This window comes from Blautia stercoris (genome assembly GCF_054657695.1).
The window spans coordinates 1,147,501-1,169,612 of record NZ_BAAHYF010000002.1 but is presented as its reverse complement, the minus strand read 5'-3'; the positions used below and the strand labels follow the sequence as shown (position 1 = coordinate 1,169,612).

The 22,112-nt window shown below is 40.0% G+C and carries 24 protein-coding genes, 5 tRNA genes and 1 rRNA gene (1 of these 30 running past the window's edge); 7 read left to right on the top strand and 23 right to left on the bottom strand.

Translation table 11 applies throughout. The annotated features are described in order from the left end of the window. Positions 1 to 42: 42 nt before the first annotated feature. From yqeC to dapF, 17 genes are all read right to left on the bottom strand, one after another. On the bottom strand, positions 43 to 1,353 hold the full coding sequence (yqeC, locus tag ACYQ2D_RS15200) for a selenium cofactor biosynthesis protein YqeC (protein ID WP_459786030.1): 1,311 nt from the start codon (positions 1,351 to 1,353) through the stop codon (positions 43 to 45). Continuing rightward, positions 1,350 to 2,162: a selenium-dependent molybdenum cofactor biosynthesis protein YqeB gene (yqeB, locus tag ACYQ2D_RS15195; protein WP_117457662.1), complete on the bottom strand. Its 813-nt coding sequence runs from the start codon at positions 2,160 to 2,162 to the stop codon at positions 1,350 to 1,352. Before yqeB ends, yqeC begins: the two co-directional genes overlap by 4 nt. A gap of 28 nt (positions 2,163 to 2,190) precedes the next feature. Continuing rightward, on the bottom strand, positions 2,191 to 2,805 hold the full coding sequence (yedF, locus tag ACYQ2D_RS15190) for a sulfurtransferase-like selenium metabolism protein YedF (protein ID WP_459786029.1): 615 nt from the start codon (positions 2,803 to 2,805) through the stop codon (positions 2,191 to 2,193). A 25-nt stretch (positions 2,806 to 2,830) separates the two neighbouring features. Then, positions 2,831 to 3,067 (bottom strand): putative Se/S carrier protein, encoded by a 237-nt coding sequence (locus tag ACYQ2D_RS15185; RefSeq protein WP_459786028.1) that lies wholly within the window; start codon positions 3,065 to 3,067, stop codon positions 2,831 to 2,833. Between the two features lie 96 nt (positions 3,068 to 3,163). Then, entirely contained in the window at positions 3,164 to 3,736 is a 573-nt protein-coding gene (locus ACYQ2D_RS15180) for a biotin transporter BioY (protein WP_117457665.1), read from the bottom strand. A gap of 172 nt (positions 3,737 to 3,908) precedes the next feature. Beyond that, entirely contained in the window at positions 3,909 to 4,484 is a 576-nt protein-coding gene (locus ACYQ2D_RS15175; RefSeq protein WP_187559182.1) for a cytidylate kinase-like family protein, read from the bottom strand. Between the two features lie 18 nt (positions 4,485 to 4,502). Further along, positions 4,503 to 5,195 carry an LrgB family protein gene (locus tag ACYQ2D_RS15170; RefSeq protein ID WP_459786027.1) on the bottom strand — a complete coding sequence of 231 codons (693 nt, stop codon included), beginning with the start codon at positions 5,193 to 5,195 and terminating at the stop codon, positions 4,503 to 4,505. Further along, positions 5,192 to 5,545 (bottom strand): CidA/LrgA family protein, encoded by a 354-nt coding sequence (locus tag ACYQ2D_RS15165; protein ID WP_117457668.1) that lies wholly within the window; start codon positions 5,543 to 5,545, stop codon positions 5,192 to 5,194. The genes ACYQ2D_RS15170 and ACYQ2D_RS15165 overlap by 4 nt, the downstream gene beginning before the upstream one ends. Before the next feature lie 174 nt (positions 5,546 to 5,719). Further along, entirely contained in the window at positions 5,720 to 6,325 is a 606-nt protein-coding gene (locus ACYQ2D_RS15160; RefSeq protein WP_117457679.1) for an HD domain-containing protein, read from the bottom strand. A gap of 119 nt (positions 6,326 to 6,444) precedes the next feature. After that, positions 6,445 to 6,750 (bottom strand): Beta-galactosidase C-terminal domain, encoded by a 306-nt coding sequence (locus ACYQ2D_RS15155; RefSeq protein ID WP_117457669.1) that lies wholly within the window; start codon positions 6,748 to 6,750, stop codon positions 6,445 to 6,447. Between the two features lie 24 nt (positions 6,751 to 6,774). After that, positions 6,775 to 9,801: a beta-galactosidase, LacZ type gene (gene lacZ / locus ACYQ2D_RS15150; RefSeq protein ID WP_459786025.1), complete on the bottom strand. Its 3,027-nt coding sequence runs from the start codon at positions 9,799 to 9,801 to the stop codon at positions 6,775 to 6,777. A gap of 227 nt (positions 9,802 to 10,028) precedes the next feature. After that, positions 10,029 to 11,285, bottom strand: coding sequence for an RNA-guided endonuclease InsQ/TnpB family protein (locus ACYQ2D_RS15145; RefSeq protein ID WP_459786023.1), 1,257 nt, complete (start codon positions 11,283 to 11,285; stop codon positions 10,029 to 10,031). Between the two features lie 53 nt (positions 11,286 to 11,338). Next, positions 11,339 to 11,749: an IS200/IS605 family transposase gene (tnpA, locus tag ACYQ2D_RS15140; protein ID WP_459786022.1), complete on the bottom strand. Its 411-nt coding sequence runs from the start codon at positions 11,747 to 11,749 to the stop codon at positions 11,339 to 11,341. Between the two features lie 199 nt (positions 11,750 to 11,948). Further along, a complete protein-coding gene (locus tag ACYQ2D_RS15135) occupies positions 11,949 to 12,359 on the bottom strand; it encodes a substrate-binding domain-containing protein (protein ID WP_459786020.1) in 411 nt (136 codons plus the stop codon). Then, positions 12,343 to 12,528, bottom strand: a complete 186-nt coding sequence (locus ACYQ2D_RS15130) for a hypothetical protein (protein ID WP_459786194.1) — start codon at positions 12,526 to 12,528, stop codon at positions 12,343 to 12,345. The genes ACYQ2D_RS15135 and ACYQ2D_RS15130 overlap by 17 nt, the downstream gene beginning before the upstream one ends. Next, the gene (locus ACYQ2D_RS15125) at positions 12,449 to 12,673 is read right to left on the bottom strand and encodes a hypothetical protein (protein ID WP_243182824.1); all 225 of its coding nucleotides are present in this window, start codon (positions 12,671 to 12,673) and stop codon (positions 12,449 to 12,451) included. The genes ACYQ2D_RS15130 and ACYQ2D_RS15125 overlap by 80 nt, the downstream gene beginning before the upstream one ends. A gap of 86 nt (positions 12,674 to 12,759) precedes the next feature. Next, complete coding sequence (gene dapF / locus ACYQ2D_RS15120) at positions 12,760 to 13,572, bottom strand: diaminopimelate epimerase (RefSeq protein WP_117457454.1); 813 nt, start codon at positions 13,570 to 13,572, stop codon at positions 12,760 to 12,762. Between the two features lie 152 nt (positions 13,573 to 13,724). Between dapF and ACYQ2D_RS15115 the strand changes: the two genes are divergently transcribed. The 4 genes from ACYQ2D_RS15115 to asnB all read left to right on the top strand — a co-directional run bounded on the left by ACYQ2D_RS15115 (position 13,725) and on the right by asnB (position 18,032). Next, a complete protein-coding gene (locus ACYQ2D_RS15115; protein WP_117457453.1) occupies positions 13,725 to 14,564 on the top strand; it encodes a helix-turn-helix domain-containing protein in 840 nt (279 codons plus the stop codon). A 118-nt stretch (positions 14,565 to 14,682) separates the two neighbouring features. Then, positions 14,683 to 15,534, top strand: coding sequence for a dipicolinate synthase subunit DpsA (locus ACYQ2D_RS15110; protein ID WP_459786019.1), 852 nt, complete (start codon positions 14,683 to 14,685; stop codon positions 15,532 to 15,534). A 24-nt stretch (positions 15,535 to 15,558) separates the two neighbouring features. Continuing rightward, positions 15,559 to 16,143: a dipicolinate synthase subunit B gene (locus ACYQ2D_RS15105; protein ID WP_117457451.1), complete on the top strand. Its 585-nt coding sequence runs from the start codon at positions 15,559 to 15,561 to the stop codon at positions 16,141 to 16,143. A gap of 38 nt (positions 16,144 to 16,181) precedes the next feature. Then, on the top strand, positions 16,182 to 18,032 hold the full coding sequence (asnB, locus tag ACYQ2D_RS15100) for an asparagine synthase (glutamine-hydrolyzing) (RefSeq protein ID WP_459786017.1): 1,851 nt from the start codon (positions 16,182 to 16,184) through the stop codon (positions 18,030 to 18,032). A 30-nt stretch (positions 18,033 to 18,062) separates the two neighbouring features. On the opposite strand, the gene tsaA is transcribed toward asnB, so the two are convergent. Both tsaA and ACYQ2D_RS15090 read right to left on the bottom strand, forming a co-directional pair. Then, the gene (gene tsaA, locus ACYQ2D_RS15095) at positions 18,063 to 18,758 is read right to left on the bottom strand and encodes a tRNA (N6-threonylcarbamoyladenosine(37)-N6)-methyltransferase TrmO (RefSeq protein WP_022303555.1); all 696 of its coding nucleotides are present in this window, start codon (positions 18,756 to 18,758) and stop codon (positions 18,063 to 18,065) included. A gap of 1 nt (position 18,759) precedes the next feature. Then, positions 18,760 to 19,740, bottom strand: coding sequence for a tRNA dihydrouridine synthase (locus tag ACYQ2D_RS15090; RefSeq protein WP_459786016.1), 981 nt, complete (start codon positions 19,738 to 19,740; stop codon positions 18,760 to 18,762). A gap of 186 nt (positions 19,741 to 19,926) precedes the next feature. Between ACYQ2D_RS15090 and ACYQ2D_RS15085 the strand changes: the two genes are divergently transcribed. The 3 genes from ACYQ2D_RS15085 (at position 19,927) to ACYQ2D_RS15075 (ending at position 20,151) form a co-directional block, all read left to right on the top strand. Beyond that, positions 19,927 to 19,998: transfer RNA gene (locus tag ACYQ2D_RS15085), tRNA-Glu, on the top strand. A 4-nt stretch (positions 19,999 to 20,002) separates the two neighbouring features. After that, a tRNA-Cys gene (locus tag ACYQ2D_RS15080) sits at positions 20,003 to 20,073 on the top strand. A gap of 5 nt (positions 20,074 to 20,078) precedes the next feature. After that, positions 20,079 to 20,151, top strand: a tRNA-Asn gene (locus tag ACYQ2D_RS15075). Positions 20,152 to 20,242: 91 nt separating this feature from the next. On the opposite strand, the gene ACYQ2D_RS15070 is transcribed toward ACYQ2D_RS15075, so the two are convergent. The 4 genes from ACYQ2D_RS15070 to ACYQ2D_RS15055 all read right to left on the bottom strand — a co-directional run. Beyond that, positions 20,243 to 20,506: an electron transfer flavoprotein subunit beta/FixA family protein gene (locus ACYQ2D_RS15070; protein WP_459786193.1), complete on the bottom strand. Its 264-nt coding sequence runs from the start codon at positions 20,504 to 20,506 to the stop codon at positions 20,243 to 20,245. Between the two features lie 130 nt (positions 20,507 to 20,636). Continuing rightward, positions 20,637 to 20,707 (bottom strand) — tRNA-Cys (locus ACYQ2D_RS15065). A 4-nt stretch (positions 20,708 to 20,711) separates the two neighbouring features. After that, positions 20,712 to 20,783 (bottom strand) — tRNA-Glu (locus ACYQ2D_RS15060). Positions 20,784 to 20,871: 88 nt separating this feature from the next. Beyond that, positions 20,872 to 22,112, bottom strand: a 23S ribosomal RNA gene (locus ACYQ2D_RS15055); it runs 1,645 nt beyond the window's last position.

The following is a 22,112-nucleotide window of genomic DNA, read 5'->3' as shown; positions in this document are numbered from 1 at the left end:
ACAATATAAAAATATAAAAACACCAAAAAGAGGAAGCAAAGTTTACTTTTCTGCTTCCTCTTCCGGTTTATAATCATAATCTTTTAATTCTGTTTTCTCTTCTGCTTCACAAAGATACACATCTTCCAGATGACGTTTTAATACCCGTTTTCCTCCGGTATCTCCCTCTAATTCCAGCAATTCTTCTCGGTATTTCTCATGAAAAATTACCGGATTTCCAATCTGCTCATTCCAGACTACTGCTCCGATTCCTTTTTCACTTCTTTGAAAGCCTTCCAACAGACGAAGAATGGTCTCTTGTTTTAAATGTGGCTGGTCTGCCACAACAAAGCAGTAACATTCTCCTTTTACATTTTCTTTATGAACCGCCCGAATTCCTTTTTTTATCGAGGCAGAAATTCCCTGACTGCTGTCTGGATTATCCACTGCCAAAAATCCATACTCTTCTGCTGATTTTCGAATTCGTTCATACTGGGATACCACACACACTCCTGCCACATGTTCTGAATGTTGTCTCACCCAGTCCAACTTTTCCATTAGAATTTGATACATTGGCATTTTTTCCATCGAATAAATCAGCTTATTTCCACCAAATCGTCTTGAAAAACCGGATGCCAGCATAATCAGAAAAAACTTCTTTTTTTCCGGCATTTCCAATTTTTTCTCATAAATCACCGGAACAGACAGCTTTTCTTCAAACGTTTGTGAATCCTGCTGATTAAAAATCACTCCAATTTTTCTTTTTGGATTTGATAAAGAACCGGTTAATTTTTCAAGATACCCTTTTTCCAACAGCTTTGCCACAATTTCCGGTGTCAACTGTTTTTCTCTGAAATCCGCCTGATTTAAAATTTCCTGTGCTTTTTCCAGTCGGAAACAGACTTCTGATAATGGGTGATTAAATGCCTGCATGCTCTCTACAATTAAAATATGAGTTGTTATCTGATAAATCACCGGCTCATGTTCTGCCGGCACTTTAAAGGGATAATGTTTCGCTCCATCTGCTTCAATAACCACTGCATCATAACTTTCTAACACTTCTTCTAACTGTGTTTCCAAAAGCCCCGCAATTTTCTTTTCCTGCTCCAGTTTTCGCCCTGCAATTACAACTTTTCCGGGTACTCCTGCCTCTTTTATGGTCTTCGTATCTGCATCAAGAAGACCTGTCCTTCCAAGATAAAATGGATGCTGAATATGCGTACTTGTTGTTACCAATACTTTCATTCCCAGACCTGCCAGCTCATCTGCCAGCTTTAATACACAAGTGGTTTTTCCTCCTGCTCCCACAAAAGAAAACACTGGTTTTTCTGGCAGTTCACCCATTGTTTTTTTTATTTTTTTCAACAGACTCATAGACAGCCTTTCTCATAGGCACAGACTAATTCTAATACGCTTCCTGCCAGACATCTCGCCTTATCTGAAATCAGGGCGCAATGTTTCTGCGATTCTTTTCTTGGGTCAACATCTGCACTCTTAAACCCTTTTGTCACTGGAAAACCATCTGGTAAAATTCCACGAATCACACCCGTAATTTCTGTTTTTACTTCTATTACTTCTCCTGTATCTGTTTGAACTTCTCCAATACAGGCTTTCGCTTCTACCCAGTCTCCAATATCAAACTTTTTAAAAAACACACCCTCTGCCGGTGCATGAATGACTCGCTCTTTTCCGTATCCGCCAATGACTCCGGGAATCCCCGTATTTTCAATTGCACTTCCTTTGTCTAAAATTTTCCCAAGGTAATGCCCTCTTTTGGTTTCCACTACATAATCCACATCTTTTCCTGCTTCAAATCCTGGACCAAGTGCAATCGTAAGAGGTGCCATTTTTCTTGTTGTTCCAAGATTTTTTTTCGCAATAATTGCATCAATTAAAATTTCCGGTTTTAATAGAGGAATACTTTCTCCTTTCGGGTCAACCAAAAGCACCGGATGCAGTGGTTTTGCCTCTTTAAGTGCCTCTTTTACACTATTCACGCAAACGCAGGTTATCCCTTCTACACATGCACTGCCATTTTCTACAGCTTCCGAAAATGCAACCAGACGCCGGATAGCTGACGGCTTATCTGTCTCTAAAACAATCACAGAATATCCGCTTTTTGAAAGACGGTGAATCACTCCTGTTGCCAAATCTCCGCCGCCTCTTACTACGATTGGCTTCATTATCCTATCCTCCTGTTTTTTCATTTCTTTAAGGACGGATGACCTTCGTAGCTCCCGCCATTTTCTGTGCAATTTCATACATATTTGTCACATTTCCAACTACAAGCTTGGACTGCATTTGATAATGATTTAAGCAAGTTCCACAGGCTAAGATTTCCACACCATTTTTTTCTAATGTTTTTAAATCTTCCAGACTTTCTGAACCTTCACATGCGAGGAAAATTCCGCTGTTATACATTAAAACTGTCTTTGGAAGCTCCTCTAACTGGGTTAAGGCATAGATATATCCTTTGATTAAAATTTTTCCAAGTACTTCATCGCCCTCTCCCATCTTATTTGAGCACAGTACCACCACTGTTCCCTTCCCTGCCGATTTTACTTCCTGTGGCTGTTCTTCTTCCGTTTTTGCTGACGAGAGTTCTGTCTTATCAGTCGGGACAATATGTACCTCATATTTCTTTTCCTCTAATCTGGTATAGGCAAATTCACAATTTTGAGAAGACGCAAACTTTCTCAGATTATCTACAGCAATCTGATTGTCAACCAGAATCTGAAATCCTTCTTTCTTTCCTTCTTCTAATTCTTTTTTTGCTACCACAACCGGTCCTGGGCATGCAACTCCAAGTGCATCAATTACTTTCATCTCTAATCCCTCCTAAATATTCTATTTAAATCATTACATGGTAAATTTGGTCAAATTCTATCTTCTTATTTTTCATTTTCGTTTCTAAGACTTTTTCTTTTTCCGGTAAAGTACACCAACATAATCCACAGCCTGCCGATACTACACCCGGCAGAGGAATCAGACGTCCCGGAAGTTCTTCTTTTTGACAGAATTCCTCCATTGCAATTGCCTGCGTAGTTGTATGAAAGGTAATCACCAGCTTCATCGTCTTTTTTCTCATGTTTTCATCCCCTTACGCCTTTCATCTTTATTCTAATAGAAAGCAACAAAAAAAACAAGAATAGAAACCTTCTATCCTTGTTTTTTGTCCTACACATTATCTTGCTTTTTTTAATGCAGCACGAAGCGCTGTTCCCACAATCATTGCTACTACAATTTTAACTAAATCTCCTGGAATATACGGAATCACTCCTGCCGCAAGACCAGCTGCTGCACTCATATGTGCCTGGAAGCACAACCATGCTGTTCCAAATGCATAGCAGACTACTGTTCCTAATACCAGTCCGACTGCTTCCATTACTTTATTCCCCGGAAACAGTTTCATCAAAAGCCCTGCAATTAAGGTCAGGAAAATAAATCCAATCAAATATCCGCCAGTCGGACCTGCCAGTTTTCCAAATCCACCGGAAAATCCAGAAAATACCGGAACACCGACCATTCCGATTAATAAGTAAACCAGATAACTAATTGTTGCTCCATTCAGACCCAACACATAAAGACTTAAATAAATTGCTAAGTTGGTAAAACTGATTGGAACCGGGCTAAATGGAAGCGGAATTGATAATGGACCTAAAATACAGGTTACCGCTGTCATCAGTGCAATAAATGTCATCTGTCTGGTTGACATTTTCTTTGTTGTATGTTCTTTGTTCACTGTTGCTGTATTCATGTTTTTTTCCTCTCTTCTCTTTGTTTGACTTCCTTAGTATATAGAATTCCGTCTTTAATGTCAACCTTTTTATTTATTATTAGTTAACATTTATTTTAACAAGAAAACATGGATAACAATTCCATGCTTTCTTTCCAGATTACTTTTTTCTTCTTAGGTCAATTTTTTGTTTTCATTTCCGAAGATTAAGATAATCCAAAATTAACTCTACCGTTTGGTCGATTCCAAGCACCCCTGTATCAATGCACAAGTCATAATGCTCTGCTTTTCCCCAGGTTTCTCCGGTATAATACTTATGGAAATCCGCCCTCTCCTGCTCGATTTTTTCAATTCTTGCCTCCGCTTTTGACGGACTGACTCCATCTCTTTTGGTCACCATGTTCACTTTATCCGATTTTTGTGCATACAGAAAAATACTCGTACAGTCTGCATCGTCTTTGAACACATAATTTCCGCATCTTCCAACCAAAACACAGGATTGATTTTCACATAGCTTACGAATCCTGTCAAAGGCACGTTTTCCTCTGCATCCTTCTTCCTGATTCATCGCAATCGCATAAAGCAGGCTGTTAATTGGCTGTTCTTCATAAAAACAGCTTACTTCTTCATATCCTGATTTTTCCTTTGCAAGTTTCATCAATTCTTCTTTTCCATAAAACGGTATTGCAAGACGTTTCGCAAGTTTTTTCCCAATTTCTTTTCCACCGCTTCCATACTGTCTGCCAATGGTAATAATTAATCTACTCATGCCTTACACACTCCTTTTCTACATAAACCCAGCAAATACACTTGCTCCTACTACTGTAAGAAGTCCTGCTACTGCAATTGCAAGACTGCTCATCGCTCCTTCAACCGGTCCCATTTCCATAGCTCTTGCTGTTCCGATTGCATGAGAAGCTGCGCCAAGTGCCAATCCTTTTGCAACCGGCTCTTCAATGTGGAACACCTTACAGATCGTCTCACCGATCATATTTCCAAGGATTCCTGTAACAATGATAACAGCTACGGTAATCGTTACAATTCCACCAAGTTCTTCTGATATCCCCATTCCAATTGCTGTTGTAATGGATTTTGGAAGCATGGTTACATACTGTTCATGAGAAAGTCCAAATAATTTTGCAAGTATTAATACTCCAACAAGACTTGCAAGTACCCCTGAAATCAATCCTGCGGCAACTGCCTTTAAGTTCTTCTTTAATAACTCTAACTGCTCGTACAACGGCACTGCAAGGCAGACAGTAGCCGGTGTTAAAAGATAACTGATGTATTTTCCACTCTGATTATAAGATTCATAACTGATATTTCCAACTACCAGTACTGCAATAACACAAATTACACCGATTAAGAGCGGATTAAACACTGCCATCTTAAATTTTTTCTTTAAAATCAATCCGATTTCATAACCTACAAGACTTAAGACTGCTCCTCCAAATAAAGAAACATCTAAAAATTCTTTCATTTCCTCTTCCCCTTTCTGATAATTCCCTGTGTCACAAGTCCGGTTACCACCATAACAAATACTGTTGTCACAACAGTAATAATTCCAAGCGGAATAATCACCGGCTGTAAGATTCCCCAGGAATCAATCAGACCTGCTGCTGCCGGAATGAACATAACCGGCATAATCTCTATCAAAAAAGCAGATGCCTCCTTTACCTGATGCAGTTTTAATACTCCTGTCATAAGTGCCGCCAGCATAAACACCAGTCCATATACACTTGCCGGAATCGGAAGCGGTAACACCTGATGAAGCACTTCTCCTAAAAAGGAAAAGGCTAAAATGACCATAAATTGCTTTAAGTACTTCATAATCTTTTTTTCCTGTTCTCCTCTCTTTTTGTGTTTACCAATTTAATTTTCGTCTTTACCAATTATACTCTTGCGCCAAAAAAAGTCAATGCAGGAATGTAAAACATTCTTAAAATCTCTGCATTGACCTCTTGTTTTAAAGTTCTAAAAATCCTTTTATAATTACACAGCTTTTTACTGGCGAATATAAATCCCCTGTTCTTCAATGAAATCTTCCAAATCCTGAAGAGCATCCTGCGCCCAGGTTTCTGATAAAGATAAATCTGCCGGTTTTGGGAAAAACATCGTTTCTGCCATTTCTTTTCCGGTTTTTGTCTTAAAAATTTTCTCTACTGATTTTTGAATAGTATCAGCAGAATTTCCGTTTTCAAAATAATTGACCAGAAAATCCGCTTCTACCAAAATCTGATAATCCATCCCATCTATATTTGTATACGTATGATGATGTCCCACCAGATACGAAACCCTTTCAATCACAGCCTCCTCAAACCCAATCACACGCATCATCTTCTCTGCCTCAGCCGGTCCTTCCTGCTCCTGAAATTTTCCATCGCTCTTTCCATATTTTGCTTCTGCCGGCTTGATTCCAATGTCATGCACTAAAGCTGCGCACTCTAAAATAAACTGGATTTCTTCCTCTAATTTTTCTGCTTTTCCTATCGCCTGTGCAAAGCTGTGTACTTTTACAAAATGCTGGATTCTTGCCGGGTCTCCTGCATCATAAGCCATCATTTCCCGATACAGTGTTTCTTTTAATTTTTCTTTTGCGTCTTGATTCATACGCCATCCAACCTTTCCCTTATTATCGTAAAGAAAATCAAAAAAAGCAGACAAAAACCTTCAAAAAGACTTCTTTGTCTGCTTTATTTTTCCATTATATCACTCTTTTTTGTATGTGTCTATTGCTTTTGTTTCCTTAAAATTACTGTGTCAAACCCTGCAATTGTCCCATCATAACTGCCCAGCCATACCTCAAATCCATCTTTCGGAAATTCTATTTCTATCCGGTTACAATTGAAATTTTGCACAATCCTATAAACTGCTTTTTCATTTTCCCGGCTGGTGACTTCCACACCATAAGGGATTTCTTTCATTAGAACAGTAATGTTGCTGTTTTTCACAAGCTTTTTATAAAAATCATCATAAAAATCCTGTTCAAAATCTGCACAGATTTCGTAACATTCGCCTGCAAAAATTCCTGTCAAGCGAATATCTGCAATATGCTTTGATTAAATCCCCTTAAAGGAAAATTTAAATTCTTTTTTCTGGCTTACATCCAGCAGATATTCCGGATGTGTTTTGGCACCCCAGCTGTCATCTCCGCCAACACCCATCTGCTGCATAGAAGCTCTTACTACTGTATAATGTACTTTCGGCAGTTCAAACGGATGTGCCGCATTTTCAATTTCATGCGGAGTGTAAGGAAGTGCGGAAAATTCCATTTTATCACTCTTAAAGAGCATACCTCTGCCCTTTCTATCCGTTACTTTTGCCCAGCGTACCCCTGTTTTATTTCCACATTCCTGCGGAACTAAATATTTTGCCATGTTTTCTTCTACTTTATTTTGATAAATGCCAAGTTTTGCACCTTTATTTCTATCTACATAAGTCTCTTCCGGTCCCATTCCATACCAGGTTACCTGATTATAGTCCGCATCGAATTTGAAAATCATGCCAAATTCCGGCATATCTCCTAAGTCTTTTACCGGTTCATAAGAAAGTACCGTCTCGATTGTTCCATCTGCAAATACTTCATAAGAAAGTTCACACTCTGCCTGTGGAGTCGTCGGCAGGCAATAAGTAAAACTTACAATTACAGAATGTGCTTTTACTTCCAGCTTTGGTTCATACATTCCACCCTCTGGTTTTTTATGCGATAAATACAGGCTTGCCAGTTTCCACTGTCCATAACGCATTGGCATCAGATTTCCATAGTCATTATCGGTTGGCGCTCTCCAGAAATTTGGTTTTGGGATGGCTTTTATCATTTCTTTTCCACCATACACATAGGATACCAATCCGCCATTTAAGTATGAGAACATCACTTTAAAACCGTCCCCATGGATTCCAATATTATGTGTACTCTTAACAACCTCTAATTCTCCCTTTGGAATCTGTACGGTTCTTTCAACCTTATACACACCCTGTCCAAATGCAACTTCATGACCTCGTTTTGCCCAGACTGTATCTTCTTTTAACAGAAATGCTACTGTTATTACATACTCTCCTGGCAAAGTCTGAACTTCAAACGGAAGCGGATATGTTTTTTTGCCAAGTGGTGCTACATCTGTTTCAAGTTGTTTTCTTGCAAGTTCTTTTCCATCTTTTTCAAGCACTGCCACACAGTCAAACCGATTTGTATTCACAAATAAATTTTTATTTTCAACTGTAACCTGTGTTTTTTCTACGACAGCAGTAATGTTCTGGTAATTGAACTTTACTTCCTGCATTTTTGGAGATGGCTCTCTGTCTCCTCCATAAGCAATTCCATTTCCACTAAAATTATAATCACACGGACGGTCATCAAAGTCTCCGCCATAAGCCTGAAATTCTTCTCCATAACGGTCTTTTTTGTAAATAGACTGGTCAATGTAATCCCATATAAATCCACCCTGATATAACGGCTCTGTATCTGTCAAATCGGTATATTTATGCATTGCACCACAGGAATTTCCCATCGCATGCGTATACTCACAGCAGATAAATGGCTTGCTTCTATCCTTTTTCAGAAATTCTCTGATGCTTTCTACTGACGGATACATCTGGCTTTCCATGTCACTGGTATCGTTATATCTTCTGTCATTAAATACCCCTTCATAATGTACCAGACGAGTCGGATCCTCATTTCGGTAAAACTCTGACATTTCATAAATCACACTTCCGCCAAAGGACTCATTTCCGCAGGACCAGATAAGAATCGCCGGATGGTTTTTATCTCTTTGATACATGGAATTAACACGGTCTAACAGCATGCCTTTCCATTCTTCTTTATCACACGGAACAACATTGGTATAATCCGGATGCTCTTTTCCTGCCTGAGTGTCCCAGCTTCCATGTGTTTCCATATTATTTTCAGCAATCATATAAATTCCGTATTCATCACATAACTCATAAATATCAGAACCATCCGGATAATGACAGGTACGAATTGCATTGATATTATTCTGTTTCATCGTAACCAGATCTTTGATTAACTCTTCCCTTGAAACATGACGTCCTGTTACAGAACTAAATTCATGACGGTTGACTCCTTTAAAGACAATTCGTTTGCCATTTAAGGTCATAATATTGCCTTTCATCTCAAATCTACGGAATCCCACGCGGTATGGAATCACTTCCATAAGCTTCTGATTTTCATCAAACACTTGAATGAGTAAATCATATAATTCCGGTGCTTCTGCACTCCATAATTCTGGCTGTTCTACCAAAACTACAAACCTGCTTTCACTTTCAAGTGCCCCTTCTATATTTACAATTACTTCTCCGTCTTTGCTCAGACAAATCTTAACGTTTCCGTTTCCAACTCCTTTTAAAACCAGTTCCAAATCTGCTTTTGTAAAAGTTTCATCCAGTAAAGTGCGCACTCTCATGTCACGGACATGTACTTCTGGAATGGTATACAGATATACATCCCTGTAAATTCCGGAAAAACGGAAGAAATCCTGATCCTCGCACCAGCTGCTGCTTGTAAATTTAAATACCTGTACTGCAAGCTTGTTTTCCCCATCTTTAAGAGAATCCGTTAACTCAAACTCTGACGGTGTAAAGCTGTCTTCGCTATAGCCCACAAAGACTCCATTTAACCAGACTGCAATCCCACTTTCTGCTCCCTGGAAAGAAATAAAAACTCGTTTTCCTTTCATATTTTCCGGTACTTCAAAATATTTTATATAACTTGCTACCGGATTAAAATGAGTTGGAATTTCTCCTAGTTTGACTTCTTCCCAGCCTTCCCAAGGGTACTGTACATTTGCATACTGAGGTTCTCCATATCCCTCCATCTGAATATGTGCCGGTACACGGATATCATCCCAGTTTTTACAATTATATTCTGTTTTTTCAAATCCTTTTATAGTGCTCTCATAATTTTTTGCATAATGAAATTTCCAAAGACCATTTAAATCATATTTATAATTTTCTTCTTTTTGCAACATCGCTTCCATGGATGTATAATATTTATGGTCGGAATGTGCCTCTACTCTGTTTTCCTGAAAATACTCTGGATCTTTTACTTTGCCATAATCAAAACCGCTCATACTATATCCTCCTAAAACCTGATTTTTATCATACTTTCTCAGTATATCATATTTCCTTTGACTTCGTTGATTTTCTCAATAAAATCTCATAATCCATCATACTTTTTTGAGCGTATTTTTCTCCCTGTGAACTACTCGGCAACTGAGTTACCAGAGCATCTGAAATCTGGCGGGATACCGCCTTTTTTCAGGGTGCGTCCATGACACCAATACTGCTTGCCTTTCGGCTATGCAGCTACTTTTATTATATCTGGTTTTTTTAGTCCGGTTACGGACAGTTCTTTCTGTTTTCCGGATACGGAAAGATATTTCCGCAGGATATTAAATGCGCCTACCGCATCTGCATTGTATCTTACTCCGTCAGTTACATACATGCCCCGTTCTTTTCGGTTTGATGCTTCTGCATATCTTTTTGATACTTCTGGTGATAACGGGCTGCACTGGCTGGTATAGCTTTCTTCTTGTTTTATCAATGGGATCCCATACCGTTTCAGCTTATATTCCAGCATGATATACAACTTATTATACGGCAGGCTGTGAAACTTCTGGTTTGTCTTGTGTCCCATATCTTTTTCTTTCCGGATATTTCGAATGTCTCCCACAACCACACAGCGGATCTCTTCTTTTCTGCAGTATTCTGCGATCCATCTGGTCACTTTGTGAAGATAATCCTTCACTGCATTCTGCTTTTTCCTGTAAAGTCTCTGGATATGTTTCGATGATTTTGGATATTTTATTCCTCTTTCCGATTGTTGTGTATACCATACTGACTGCACTCTGGCGATCTCTTTATGAAAATATCTTTCCAAAGAGAGATATTTTCTTCCCAGGATAAAAGCCCGGCCATTTCCAGAATCATAACAGGTCATCAGATTATGAATCCCCAGATCTATAGATAAGTAATGTCCATTCTGGGAAAGCTGTTCCGGCTCTTCACTCTCATAAATAACAATAAGGGCGCATTTTCCATTCTCCGGCGGATAGATCCGCAATTGTTTTATATGGTCCATGCTCCTGAAAATCTTATTTTCAAGATATAGAAATTTCTCATGGATCTCGTATGTTTCTTCCATATAGCTTTTCAGATTCTTTGGCAGAGACAGTCGCAGCTGGTCTGAACCTTTCTCATGCTGGATCCCCATCTGCATATATGTAACCGGGATATTTCCCTGTTTAAAACGGGGCGGATTTGGTTCTTTGATCCCTCCAGTCTTTTTTAGGACATAAAAGGATTTCCATGCTTTGTCCAGCTGCTTGCAGATCTCCTGCGCTGTCTGTGACAGAAGCTGTTTATACCACAGATTTCCTTTATGTGCTTTTTTCTGATAATACCAGTCAGGATACTTTTCCAGCCCCAGCTCTTTATAATGACGCCGTTCGTAGTTGCAGATATTCCAGAGTTTGGAGGCTACATAACACATATGCCCTATGATATTGGAATATTCCTGACTGATCTTTATGGATGTTTTATGTGACAGCAGCATTCCTCTTCCTCCTTTAAGCACTGCGCAGATAGGGCTTCACACTCCATCTTGAATCAATACGATTTGCTCTGATGTTCAATATAACGGCGGATATTTTCTTCAGATACAGATCCGATCGTTTCCACATAATAAGAATGGTTCCACAACCCTCCTTTCCATAGCTGGTTTTTTATTTCCGGAAAACGTTCGAACAGTTTTCTGCCAGTGATCCCTTTCAAATACTTAACGATTGCCGTTATAGAAAGTTTTGGTGGAGCTGATACAAAGCAGTGGACATGGTCGCCTTCACCACATTCAAATAAATGAACAGTAAAGCCCTTGTCCTCAGCAATCTGCTGCACCAGTTCCTGAAGGTATTCCTCAATTTCTGGTTTTAATATCTTCCGTCGGTATTTCACTGACCACACCATATGGTAGTTAATATTACACACGCAAGTTCTATAATGTATTAGGTTTTCTTTCATGCATATAGTATATCATATTGAATTGTAATGCGCAACAATTGTCCGAACATATTTTCGTTTTTATTATATACCGGTTACGGCATTTATTTTTTATATTTATATTTTAACAGAGGATGAGGATTATTATACTGTTTGCATCGTGCAGATATGCACACTCCTGCGCTTTCATCTCGGTAATTGAATTGCCGAGGATTCCCGCTTATTGTCCTAAACAATGAATCATCTGTGTTCCCATTCGGATTCCCACCTGTCTTGCCGGAACACTGACCGCTGTAATTGACGGTGAAAAACAGTTTAAACTAGAACTGTTATATAACGAAGCAATTGCAATATCTTTTGGCACTCGGTAACCTCCTGCCTGTAATCGTGACATCATCCATGTACTGATTACATCATCACCACAGATAATACACTGTACTTTTTTTGCAATCATATCACTGATAATTGTATCCAGAAAATCAATTTTCAGAGCACCGGTATAATAAAGCTGTTCCCTTTCAGGGATTCCGTTTTTTATTAATGCTTTATAAAATCCATTGCGTCTGCTGCGATTTACGTTAAAAGATAAGTCTTCTACCACAAGCGCAAACCGCTCAAATCCCTGTCCCACTAAAATTGAGACTAAATATTGCTTTCATAGATGGAATATACATCCTGAAAAAGATTCCAAATTCACTTAATCCATCAATTCGTGCTGCTTCAATAATGTCCACAGGAAAGGCTTTCGCATTGGTACGAGACATCATAATCAGAAGCGGAGTTGCCAGTGATGGAAGCATAAATCCAACTGCTGAGTTTAATAACCCAAATTTGGAATACATCCGAAACAGCAGAACCTTCCTCTTTTTTGCTTGAGCCACAACCTGCCAGCAGGCTTACTGCCATTGTTGAGACCAAAATGCACGAAATTAACTTTTTCTTCATAATAAGCTCCTCCTCTTTTGCGCAATTTTTATCGCTCTATTTTGCACAAAAAAAAGAACCCTTATTGCAGGGTTCTTTTTCGAACATTAAAATCCTAATTTCTTTTTAAATTCTTTGGTCAGTTTTACACTTCCAATACTTTCCACACTTCCAGTCATTTTCAGATTCCAATTCTCATCAATCTGAATCCACAGCTTTCCACCCGGCATGTGCACCATCACATCCTGACCAACCCAACCTTTCTTATATGCAACAGCTGCGGCGGCACAACTGCAGGTTCCGGACGCCAGAATATAACCGGCTCCTCTTTCAAAGATTTCAATATTAAGATTATTTTTATCTTCTACTTGAAGCAGCATAACATTAATTCCATTTTTAAACATCTTAGATTCTGCAATCTTTTTTCCAAGTTTACAGACCTTTTCACGGTCGATTGTCTCTGCCGGAATCACACAATGCGGATTTCCGATTGAAGCAATAAATGCAGAATATCGTTCTTCCCCAAGCGTTACCGTTTTTTCCTCTCCAAAACTCATTTTCCCCATGTCTGCCTGAATCCGGCTTCCATCATCGTTTAAAAAACGAACCTTTACGCTTCCACCTGCAGTCTCCAGCGTCAGCCTCTCACTTAATGTATAACCGGCATCTTTTAAATATCTTGCAAAAATCCGAATTCCATTTCCAGCCCGCTCTGCTTCACTTCCATCTGAATTAAAGACACGCACTCTAATTTTTTTCTCTTCATCCAGATAAGGTCCTGCTAAAATTCCATCTGCTCCGACTCCAAAATTCCGGTCACAGATTTTTTTTATCTGTTCTCTGGTCAGTACTTCTTTATTTTTTATAACATCATACACCAGATAATCATTTCCGATACCCTGATATTTTACAAATTCCATTTTATTTTCCCCCAATTTTCTATTCTTTTAATTTCAGAAGTCTATCTATTTCCTAGTGTATCAGACATCTTTATGTTATAATATAAATATTATGTCAAAAATGTTGCAAAAAATGTTCAATTTATCAAAAGAACCGAAAGGATTTAACACTTATGGAATCAGAAACATTCAATAAAGCCGGATATTTAAAAGACAATTTCCGCTTATTTCATTTAACAGATACAAATTCTCTTCCGATTTCCTATCATTACCATGATTTTTATAAAGTATTTCTTTTATTAAAAGGTGATGTCACTTACCATATCGAAGGAAAAACTTATGACTTAAAACCTTATGATTTGGTTTTAGTAAATGCCGGAGAAATTCATAAACCGGTTATTAACAGCACTTTTTATGAACGAATGATTCTATATATTTCCCCGGATTTTTTAGAACGTTATAAAGAATCCGGGGATTTGCTGGATTCCTGTTTTACCAATGCAGAAAATAATCATTCTCACGTACTCCGTGTCGAACTATTTGCCAAAAGCCGTCTTTATGAAACACTGGTTGAACTGGAAGGTTCTCTTGCACAGGATGACTTTGCTTCCGGTCTATACCAAAACACACTATTTCTTCAATTTTTGATATTATTAAATCGTGCTTCCATGGATTCTTATTCAAGTGCCTACATTCCAAACAGCTATTGTAACTCCAAGATTCTGCCGATTTTAGAATACATTGCAGAACATCTTGTGGAAGATTTAAGTATTGATACACTCTCTTCCAAATTTTATATGAGCCGTTATTACCTCATGCATTTATTTAAAAAAGAAACCGGATACAGCGTTGCCAATTATATTTCCACAAAGCGTCTGCTCCATGCCCGCGCTTTAATTCAAAGCGGAACCTCTGTCACAGAAGCGTGCTTTGCAAGTGGATTTAAAAATTATTCTACTTTTTCAAGGGCATATAAAAAGCTCTTTCTGATATCTGCACGTGAACACCGCTAATACAGCATAAATCAGGCCTCTATACCGACGCTGTACCAGTTCTGTGTCGGTAACTGTCTGCACCTTTTTCGTACTTTCATCATATAGTAAAGAAATGTTTTTTCTGACTGGAACAAACATGAATAAAAAAACATTCGATTTTACCATCATCGGAGGAGATATGCGTCAAGTCTGCCTTGCAAAATTACTCGCTTTAAAGGGATACTGCATCTGCCACTATGGTCTCTGTGAACCATTAAAAGCGCCCTGCATCCAACCTTTGGATTCTCTTTTAGAAGCAGTCTCCTCTTCTTCTGTTTGTATTGCACCAATTCCGTTTTCCAAACTTCTCAATAAAGCTCCTTATCTTGAATTTGCTGACCTGCTTTCTGATGGACACACCCTGTTCGCAGGCTGTATTCCAAAGCCTTTTTTTAAACTCATTCAGGCAAAAAACATCCCTGCTTTTGACTTTATGGCTTCACCTGAATTTTCTTACTGGAATGCAAAAGCAACCGCAGAATCCACTCTTGCAAATGCCATTCTCTTAAGTCCCCGCACACTTTTTGAAAGCCGTTGTCTTATCTTAGGATATGGAAAATGTGCCAAAGCGCTCGCCCGACTCCTTTCTATGCAGACACCCTATCTAAGTGTTGCTGCAAGAAACCCTGTTCAGCTTGCCGAAGCTTCTTTGACGGGCGCACAGATCATTTCCTTAGAACAGCTTTCCGATTGTGAATTATCTTCTTTTGATTTTATTTTTAATACCATCCCTGCACCAATCTTAACAAGTGCCCTTTTAGAACAGATTTCTCCTTCTGCCTTATTGCTTGACCTTGCCTCTGCCCCTGGTGGCTTTAACCTCGAAGAAGCAAAAGCAATGGGGCGAAATGCACATCTGCTCTTAGGACTCCCTGGAAAATACGCACCTCTTTCCTCTGCCGAAAAAATGATGTCTTTCATTTTTCAGCACATCAAAATTTCATCCTAAATAAAAAAGGAGAGGTTCTTTCTTATGTCATTATCTGGAAAAAAAATAGGCATTGCCTTTACCGGTTCTTTTTGCACCTACGCCCGAATTTTTGAAGCACTTGAAGCACTCCAAAAAGAGGGAGCTGTCATACAGACGATTTTTTCTGACTCTGCACAAAGTATCGACAGCCGTTTTGGAACGGCTGAAAGTTTCTTAAAAAGGGCAGAAGAAATTACAGGTTTCCCTCCAATTCTTACCATCAAAGATGCCGAACCAATCGGTCCAAAAAGCCTGCTTGACCTGCTTGTCATCTTTCCATGCACCGGAAATACGCTTGCAAAACTTGCAAACGGAATCACCGACACTCCGGTTTTAATGGCAGCAAAAGCTCATCTTAGAAATGATAAACCACTCTTATTATCCGTCTCCACAAACGATGCCCTTGGTTTGAATATGAAAAATATCGGGCTTTTAATTAACGCAAAAAATATTTTCTTTATTCCATTTGGACAGGACAATCCAGTCAAAAAACCAACTTCTCTGATTTCACATCCAGAACTTCTGATTCCATCTATTGAATCAGCCTTGAACAAACAACAGATTCAGCCTTTAATCAAAGCCTGGTAATCAACTCACCACTTATAGAATTGGAAAGGAGTATCTCTATGTGTGGAATTGCCGGATTTTGTAATCCAAGAAACGATTTTATGCAATCTCAAAACAAATGGATTTCTATTCTTGAAGCCATGAACCACACCCTTAAACGACGTGGCCCAGATGATGAGGGAACGTATCTTTCCTCTCACTGTGGTCTCTCTCATGTGCGACTTGAAATTATTGACTTATTAACCGGGCATCAGCCTATGATAAAACAATGCGCCTCCGGAAATTATTCGATTGTCTTTAATGGCGAAATTTATAACATGAAACCTTTACGGGAAGAATTAAAAAAAGCTGGAACTGTTTTTATCACTAACAGTGACACCGAAGTAATTTTAAATGGTTTTATGCTTTATCGGGAAGACTTTATCAAAAAATTAAACGGTATCTTTGCAATTGCAATTTATCATGCAGAAGAAAAACGACTCTGGCTTTTCCGCGACCGTATAGGGATTAAACCGTTATTTTTTACGATAACGGATAATACGCTTGTTTTTGCATCAGAAATCAAAGGACTCTTTATCTATCCGGGAATTAATCCTGTCGTTGATAAAAACGGTCTTTGCGAAATCTTTGCCCTTGGTCCTGCACGTACTTGTGGAAACGGTGTTTTTCAAAATATCTTTGAACTGCTTCCAGGTGAATTTTTAACTTTTTCCATAGACGGATTAAACAGACAGTTTTATTGGAAATTAGAAAGCCGTCTACACGAAGATTCTTTTTTGGAAACCATCGAAAAAACGGCATGGCTGATTGAAGATTCTGTAAAAATGCAAATGCTTTCTGACATTCCAATCTGTACTTTTTTATCCGGCGGCTTGGACAGTAGTCTGGTTACTGCTATTTGCGCAAAAGAATTGCAAAAACAGAACCGCCGATTAAATACGTTTTCTTTTGACTTTAAAGATAATGCGAAATATTTTCAGTCCAACTCTTTTCAACCAAGTCAGGATACTCCCTGGGCGAAAAAAACGAGCCAATATCTTAATACCGCTCATCACCTTTTAGAATGTGATAACACAGCCCAGTTTGAGTGTCTGTTCCGTGCTGTAGATGCTGCCGACCTGCCATGTATGGCGGATGTGGAATCTTCTCTGTTATATTTTTGTTCCAAAGTAACCGCCTATAATAAAGTCACGTTAACCGGAGAATGTGCGGACGAAATTTTCGGCGGTTATCCATGGTTTCATCAGGAAAAAGCATTTCGTACTCCTGCTTTCCCGTGGTCCTCTGATTTTGCTCCTCGAAAACTTCTCTTGTCCGCTGATGTTCTTGCCACACTTCCAATAGAAGAATACTCTGCCTCTGCTTATGAAGCAACCATTGCTGAGACTCCACGCCTTTTATCGGATTCCCCAACAGAAAAACGCAGACGAGAAATTTCTTATCTCAATCTGCGCTGGTTTATGATGACACTTTTAAATCGTATGGACCGCACCAGTATGTATTCCGGCTTAGAAGCGCGCGTTCCGCTTGCTGATTACCGCATTGTCGAATATGTTTTTAATGTTCCATGGTCCATGAAATGTCCCAATGGAATCGTGAAAGGTCTGCTTCGATATGCCGGTTCTGAATTTCTTCCCGAAGAAATTTTGTGGCGGAAAAAAAGCCCTTATCCGAAAACTTATGACCCTGCTTATGAAACCCTCCTCGCTGACCGTCTAAAAGAAGTGCTTGCTTCTCCAAATGCACCAATCCGTACCTTACTGGATACAAAAAAAGTTCATCAATTTTTAGAAACACCATCTGATTATACCAGACCATGGTATGGTCAGCTCATGGCCGGACCGCAGATGCTTGCTTATCTTTTGCAGGTTAATTACTGGCTGGAGCACTATAAGATTAAACTGGTGTGAACAAAAACACTTTACCCTATCCGTATTTTCCTAACAGGACTCTTGTTTTACTTCACAGACTGTCAGACAGTCGTCCTTTACCCTGAAGCGGATTTCCATTCCTGCAAACGGGAATCCATAAATCCGCTCGGGGTCTTGTTGATAAGCCGGTCTGGGATCTTGTTCTAATACTGCATAAAGCGCCGGTCTTTTTTCTTCTGGCACAAGTCTTTCTAACTCTTCTGGAATATCAACCTTTATCCTGTCATTTTGATGCACACTTGCAAAACTGCCTTCTGCTTCTGGATGACAATCCGAATACGGAATATAAGGTTTGATATCAAAAATTGGTGTTCCATTCATCAAATCTGCACCCTTTACATAAAGAATCGGTCTTTCTTTTTCATCAAATTCTATCTTCTCTAACCGAACACAGGATAATCCCATTCCATTTGGACGAAACGGAGAGCGGGTTGAAAATACTCCTTTTCTTGTATTTCCGCCTAATTTCGGTGGTCTGACCGTCAAGGAATAGTTTTCCCTTCTATTTTCGGAGAATCCCCAGATAAGCCAGATATGAGAAAATTCTTCGAGTCCTTTTACAGCTTCTTTCGTGCCATATTCCGGTTCAAATAAAATCTTTCCTTCCAATTCTTCGACCAAACCGCTCTGTCTGGGAATTCCAAACTTGGAAGAAAAATCCGTAACAATGTGTGCAATTGCCTGAATTTCATACTGTTCTTTCATCTTATCTCCCCTCCGCGTCCAGCTTTCCAAATGCACCATTCGGTATTTCCGGATAATGTTTCAATAATTCTTCCACTGCCATTCTATACTCTTTAAGATTTTGGCAACGTTTGATTTTGGTGTTCCAGATGTCCATCTTTGGAAATGAATACCGAAGATAGCACCAGATTTCCTTTAATTTAAACAAGGCTTTCTCTTCATTGACTGCATTTTCGGTGAAATCCTGATAAAGACGCTCCAAAAATGCTCCCCAAACTTCAAGTGACGGCAATTCTTGTCCATGAATTACGGAAAGCAGACCTGGATTTGCAAGTACACCTCTTCCGAGCATCACGCCATCTATTTTCGGAAATCGCTTTACCACGTCTTCATAATCCTCTTTGGTAAAAATATCTCCATTATAGATTAACGGTTTTTCATTCTTTTGATATACACCTGCAAAAGCATCGAATCGTGGACTCCCTTTATAATAATCAGTCTGAACTCTCGGATGAACAATTAATTCCTCATAAGGATAATTAGAAAAAAGTTCAAATAGTTCATCTATCTCTTCCTCATGATAACGACCAAGCCTTGTCTTAATTGAAATTTCGATTGGACATTTATCAAAAATCTCATCTAAAAACTGCTTTAATTTTTCTTTCTTTTCTAAAAATCCCGAACCTCTTCCACCATTTACCACCGGTCTTGACGGACAGCCCAGATTTAAATTCACTTCTTGGTATCCATATTCCATTAGTCCTTTTACGGTTCTTAAAAAATCTTCGCTTTGATTCGTCAATATCTGTGGAACCAGATACATATTTTGATTATTTTCCGGAAGAATATCCCGTTTTTCTCTATAATTAAACAGACGCCCCTTATTTGGCTTTGCAGAAATAAAAGGCGCAAAATATTTATCCATCGGAAAGAAAAATGCATGATAGGCATTTCTGTAAATCGCTTCTGTGACCTCCTCTAACGGAGCCATATAATACTTCATTCTTTTAGTTTCCTCTCACTTTTCTCTTCAAGTCGAACGCAGACATTATAGCAGAGCTGTCCGAAAAAGTATAGTTTCTACTCTTCTTTTTCTATTATTTAAAATTTTTCCAAAAAATGCTTGCTTTTTTATTATTTTTATGCTATTATAAATCTCGGTTGTAACACTAACAACAATTAAATATTTGGCTCCATGGTCAAGCGGTTAAGACACCGCCCTTTCACGGCGGTAACAGGGGTTCAAATCCCCTTGGAGTCACTAAGGCGCCATAGCCAAGTGGTAAGGCAAAGGTCTGCAACACCTCTATCACCAGTTCAAATCTGGTTGGCGCCTCTTATTCCTCCTTAGCTCAGTCGGTAGAGCATGCGGCTGTTAACCGCAGTGTCGTTGGTTCGAGTCCAACAGGGGGAGTTTTTTATTGCCCAGAAATGCGCATCGATGAAATAAGAATTCATCGATGCGTTTTTTATTTGAAAAATCTATTCTTTAATCACTTTAAGTCCTAACGCACACAGATTTCATCTTCTCTTACTTCCACAATCTCAGCTACCCATGCTGCGTGTGGAATCGTCAGATATTCTGCCATCGCTGGTTCTATAGTATCCCCATCAATGGTCTGTCTCCCACAGATAATCAAATCTGCGTCGCCAATCACCTGGATTCCCTGTGCAAGCGCATAAAAAGTTGCCAAGACATCTGCCCCTGCAAATTTTCGATCAGAAAGAATCTCTGCGTCATCTGCTCCCATCGTATAGGCATCCCGCATCATTTCTTCTGCCTAAGGCGGTCCCGTTGTCAATACTGTTACACTTCCACCCACTTTTTTTCTGTTATAAAGCTTTTTCATATACGCAAAAAAAGTTCTAAAACAAATCGTTTCAGAACTTCTTAATCAGAGGCGCCAACCAGATTCGAACTGGTGATAGAGGTGTTGCAGACCTTTGCCTTACCACTTGGCCATGGCGCCTTAGTGACTCCAAGGGGATTTGAACCCCTGTTACCGCCGTGAAAGGGCGGTGTCTTAACCGCTTGACCATGGAGCCAAATATTCAATTGTTATCGTACCTTCAAAACTACATATACAAAACCGAAACCATGCAGACACTTGCCGCTCCACTGATTTCTCAGCTTCTGGTCAAGCCCTCGACCGATTAGTAGCAGTCAGCTCCATACATTGCTGCACTTCCACCTCTGCCCTATCTACCTCGTCGTCTTCAAGGGGTCTTACTTCTTTCGAATGGGATATCTCATCTTGAGGGGGGCTTCACGCTTAGATGCCTTCAGCGTTTATCCCTTCCAGGCTTGGCTACTCTGCCATGCAGTTGGCACTACAACAGATACACCAGCGGCCTGTCCATCCCGGTCCTCTCGTACTAAGGACAGCTCCTCTCAAATATCCTACGCCCACGCCGGATAGGGACCGAACTGTCTCACGACGTTCTGAACCCAGCTCGCGTACCGCTTTAATGGGCGAACAGCCCAACCCTTGGGACCTACTACAGCCCCAGGATGCGATGAGCCGACATCGAGGTGCCAAACCACTCCGTCGATGTGAACTCTTGGGAGTGATAAGCCTGTTATCCCCAGGGTAGCTTTTATCCGTTGAGCGATGGCATTCCCACTTAATACCACCGGATCACTAAGCCCTACTTTCGTACCTGCTCCACCCGTCGGTGTCGCAGTCAAGCTCCCTTCTGCCTTTGCACTCTTCGAATGGTTTCCGTCCATTCTGAGGGAACCTTTGGGCGCCTCCGATACCCTTTCGGAGGCGACCGCCCCAGTCAAACTCCCCGCCTGGCATTGTCCCACCGCCGGGTCACGGCGGCTGGTTAGAAACCCAATACTGCAAGGGTGGTATCCCAACATCGACTCCGTAGCAACTGGCGTCACTACCTCTCAGTCTCCCACCTATCCTGTACATGCAATACCGAATCCCAGTACCAAACTGGAGTAAAGCTCCATGGGGTCTTTCCGTCCTGGCGCAGGTAACCAGCATCTTCACTGGTACTTCAATTTCACCGGATGCATTGCCGAGACAGCGCTCAAATCATTACGCCTTTCGTGCGGGTCGGAACTTACCCGACAAGGAATTTCGCTACCTTAGGACCGTTATAGTTACGGCCGCCGTTTACTGGGGCTTAAATTCAATGCTTCGTTTCCTGACATCTCCTCTTAACCTTCCAGCACCGGGCAGGCGTCAGCCCATATACCTCACCTTTCGGTTTCGCATAGACCTGTGTTTTTGCTAAACAGTTGCTTGAGCCTATTCTCTGCGGCCCGCTTTTACACGGGCACCCCTTCTCCCGAAGTTACGGGGTCATTTTGCCGAGTTCCTTGGCAATGCTTCTTCCGTCGGCCTTAGGATTCTCTCC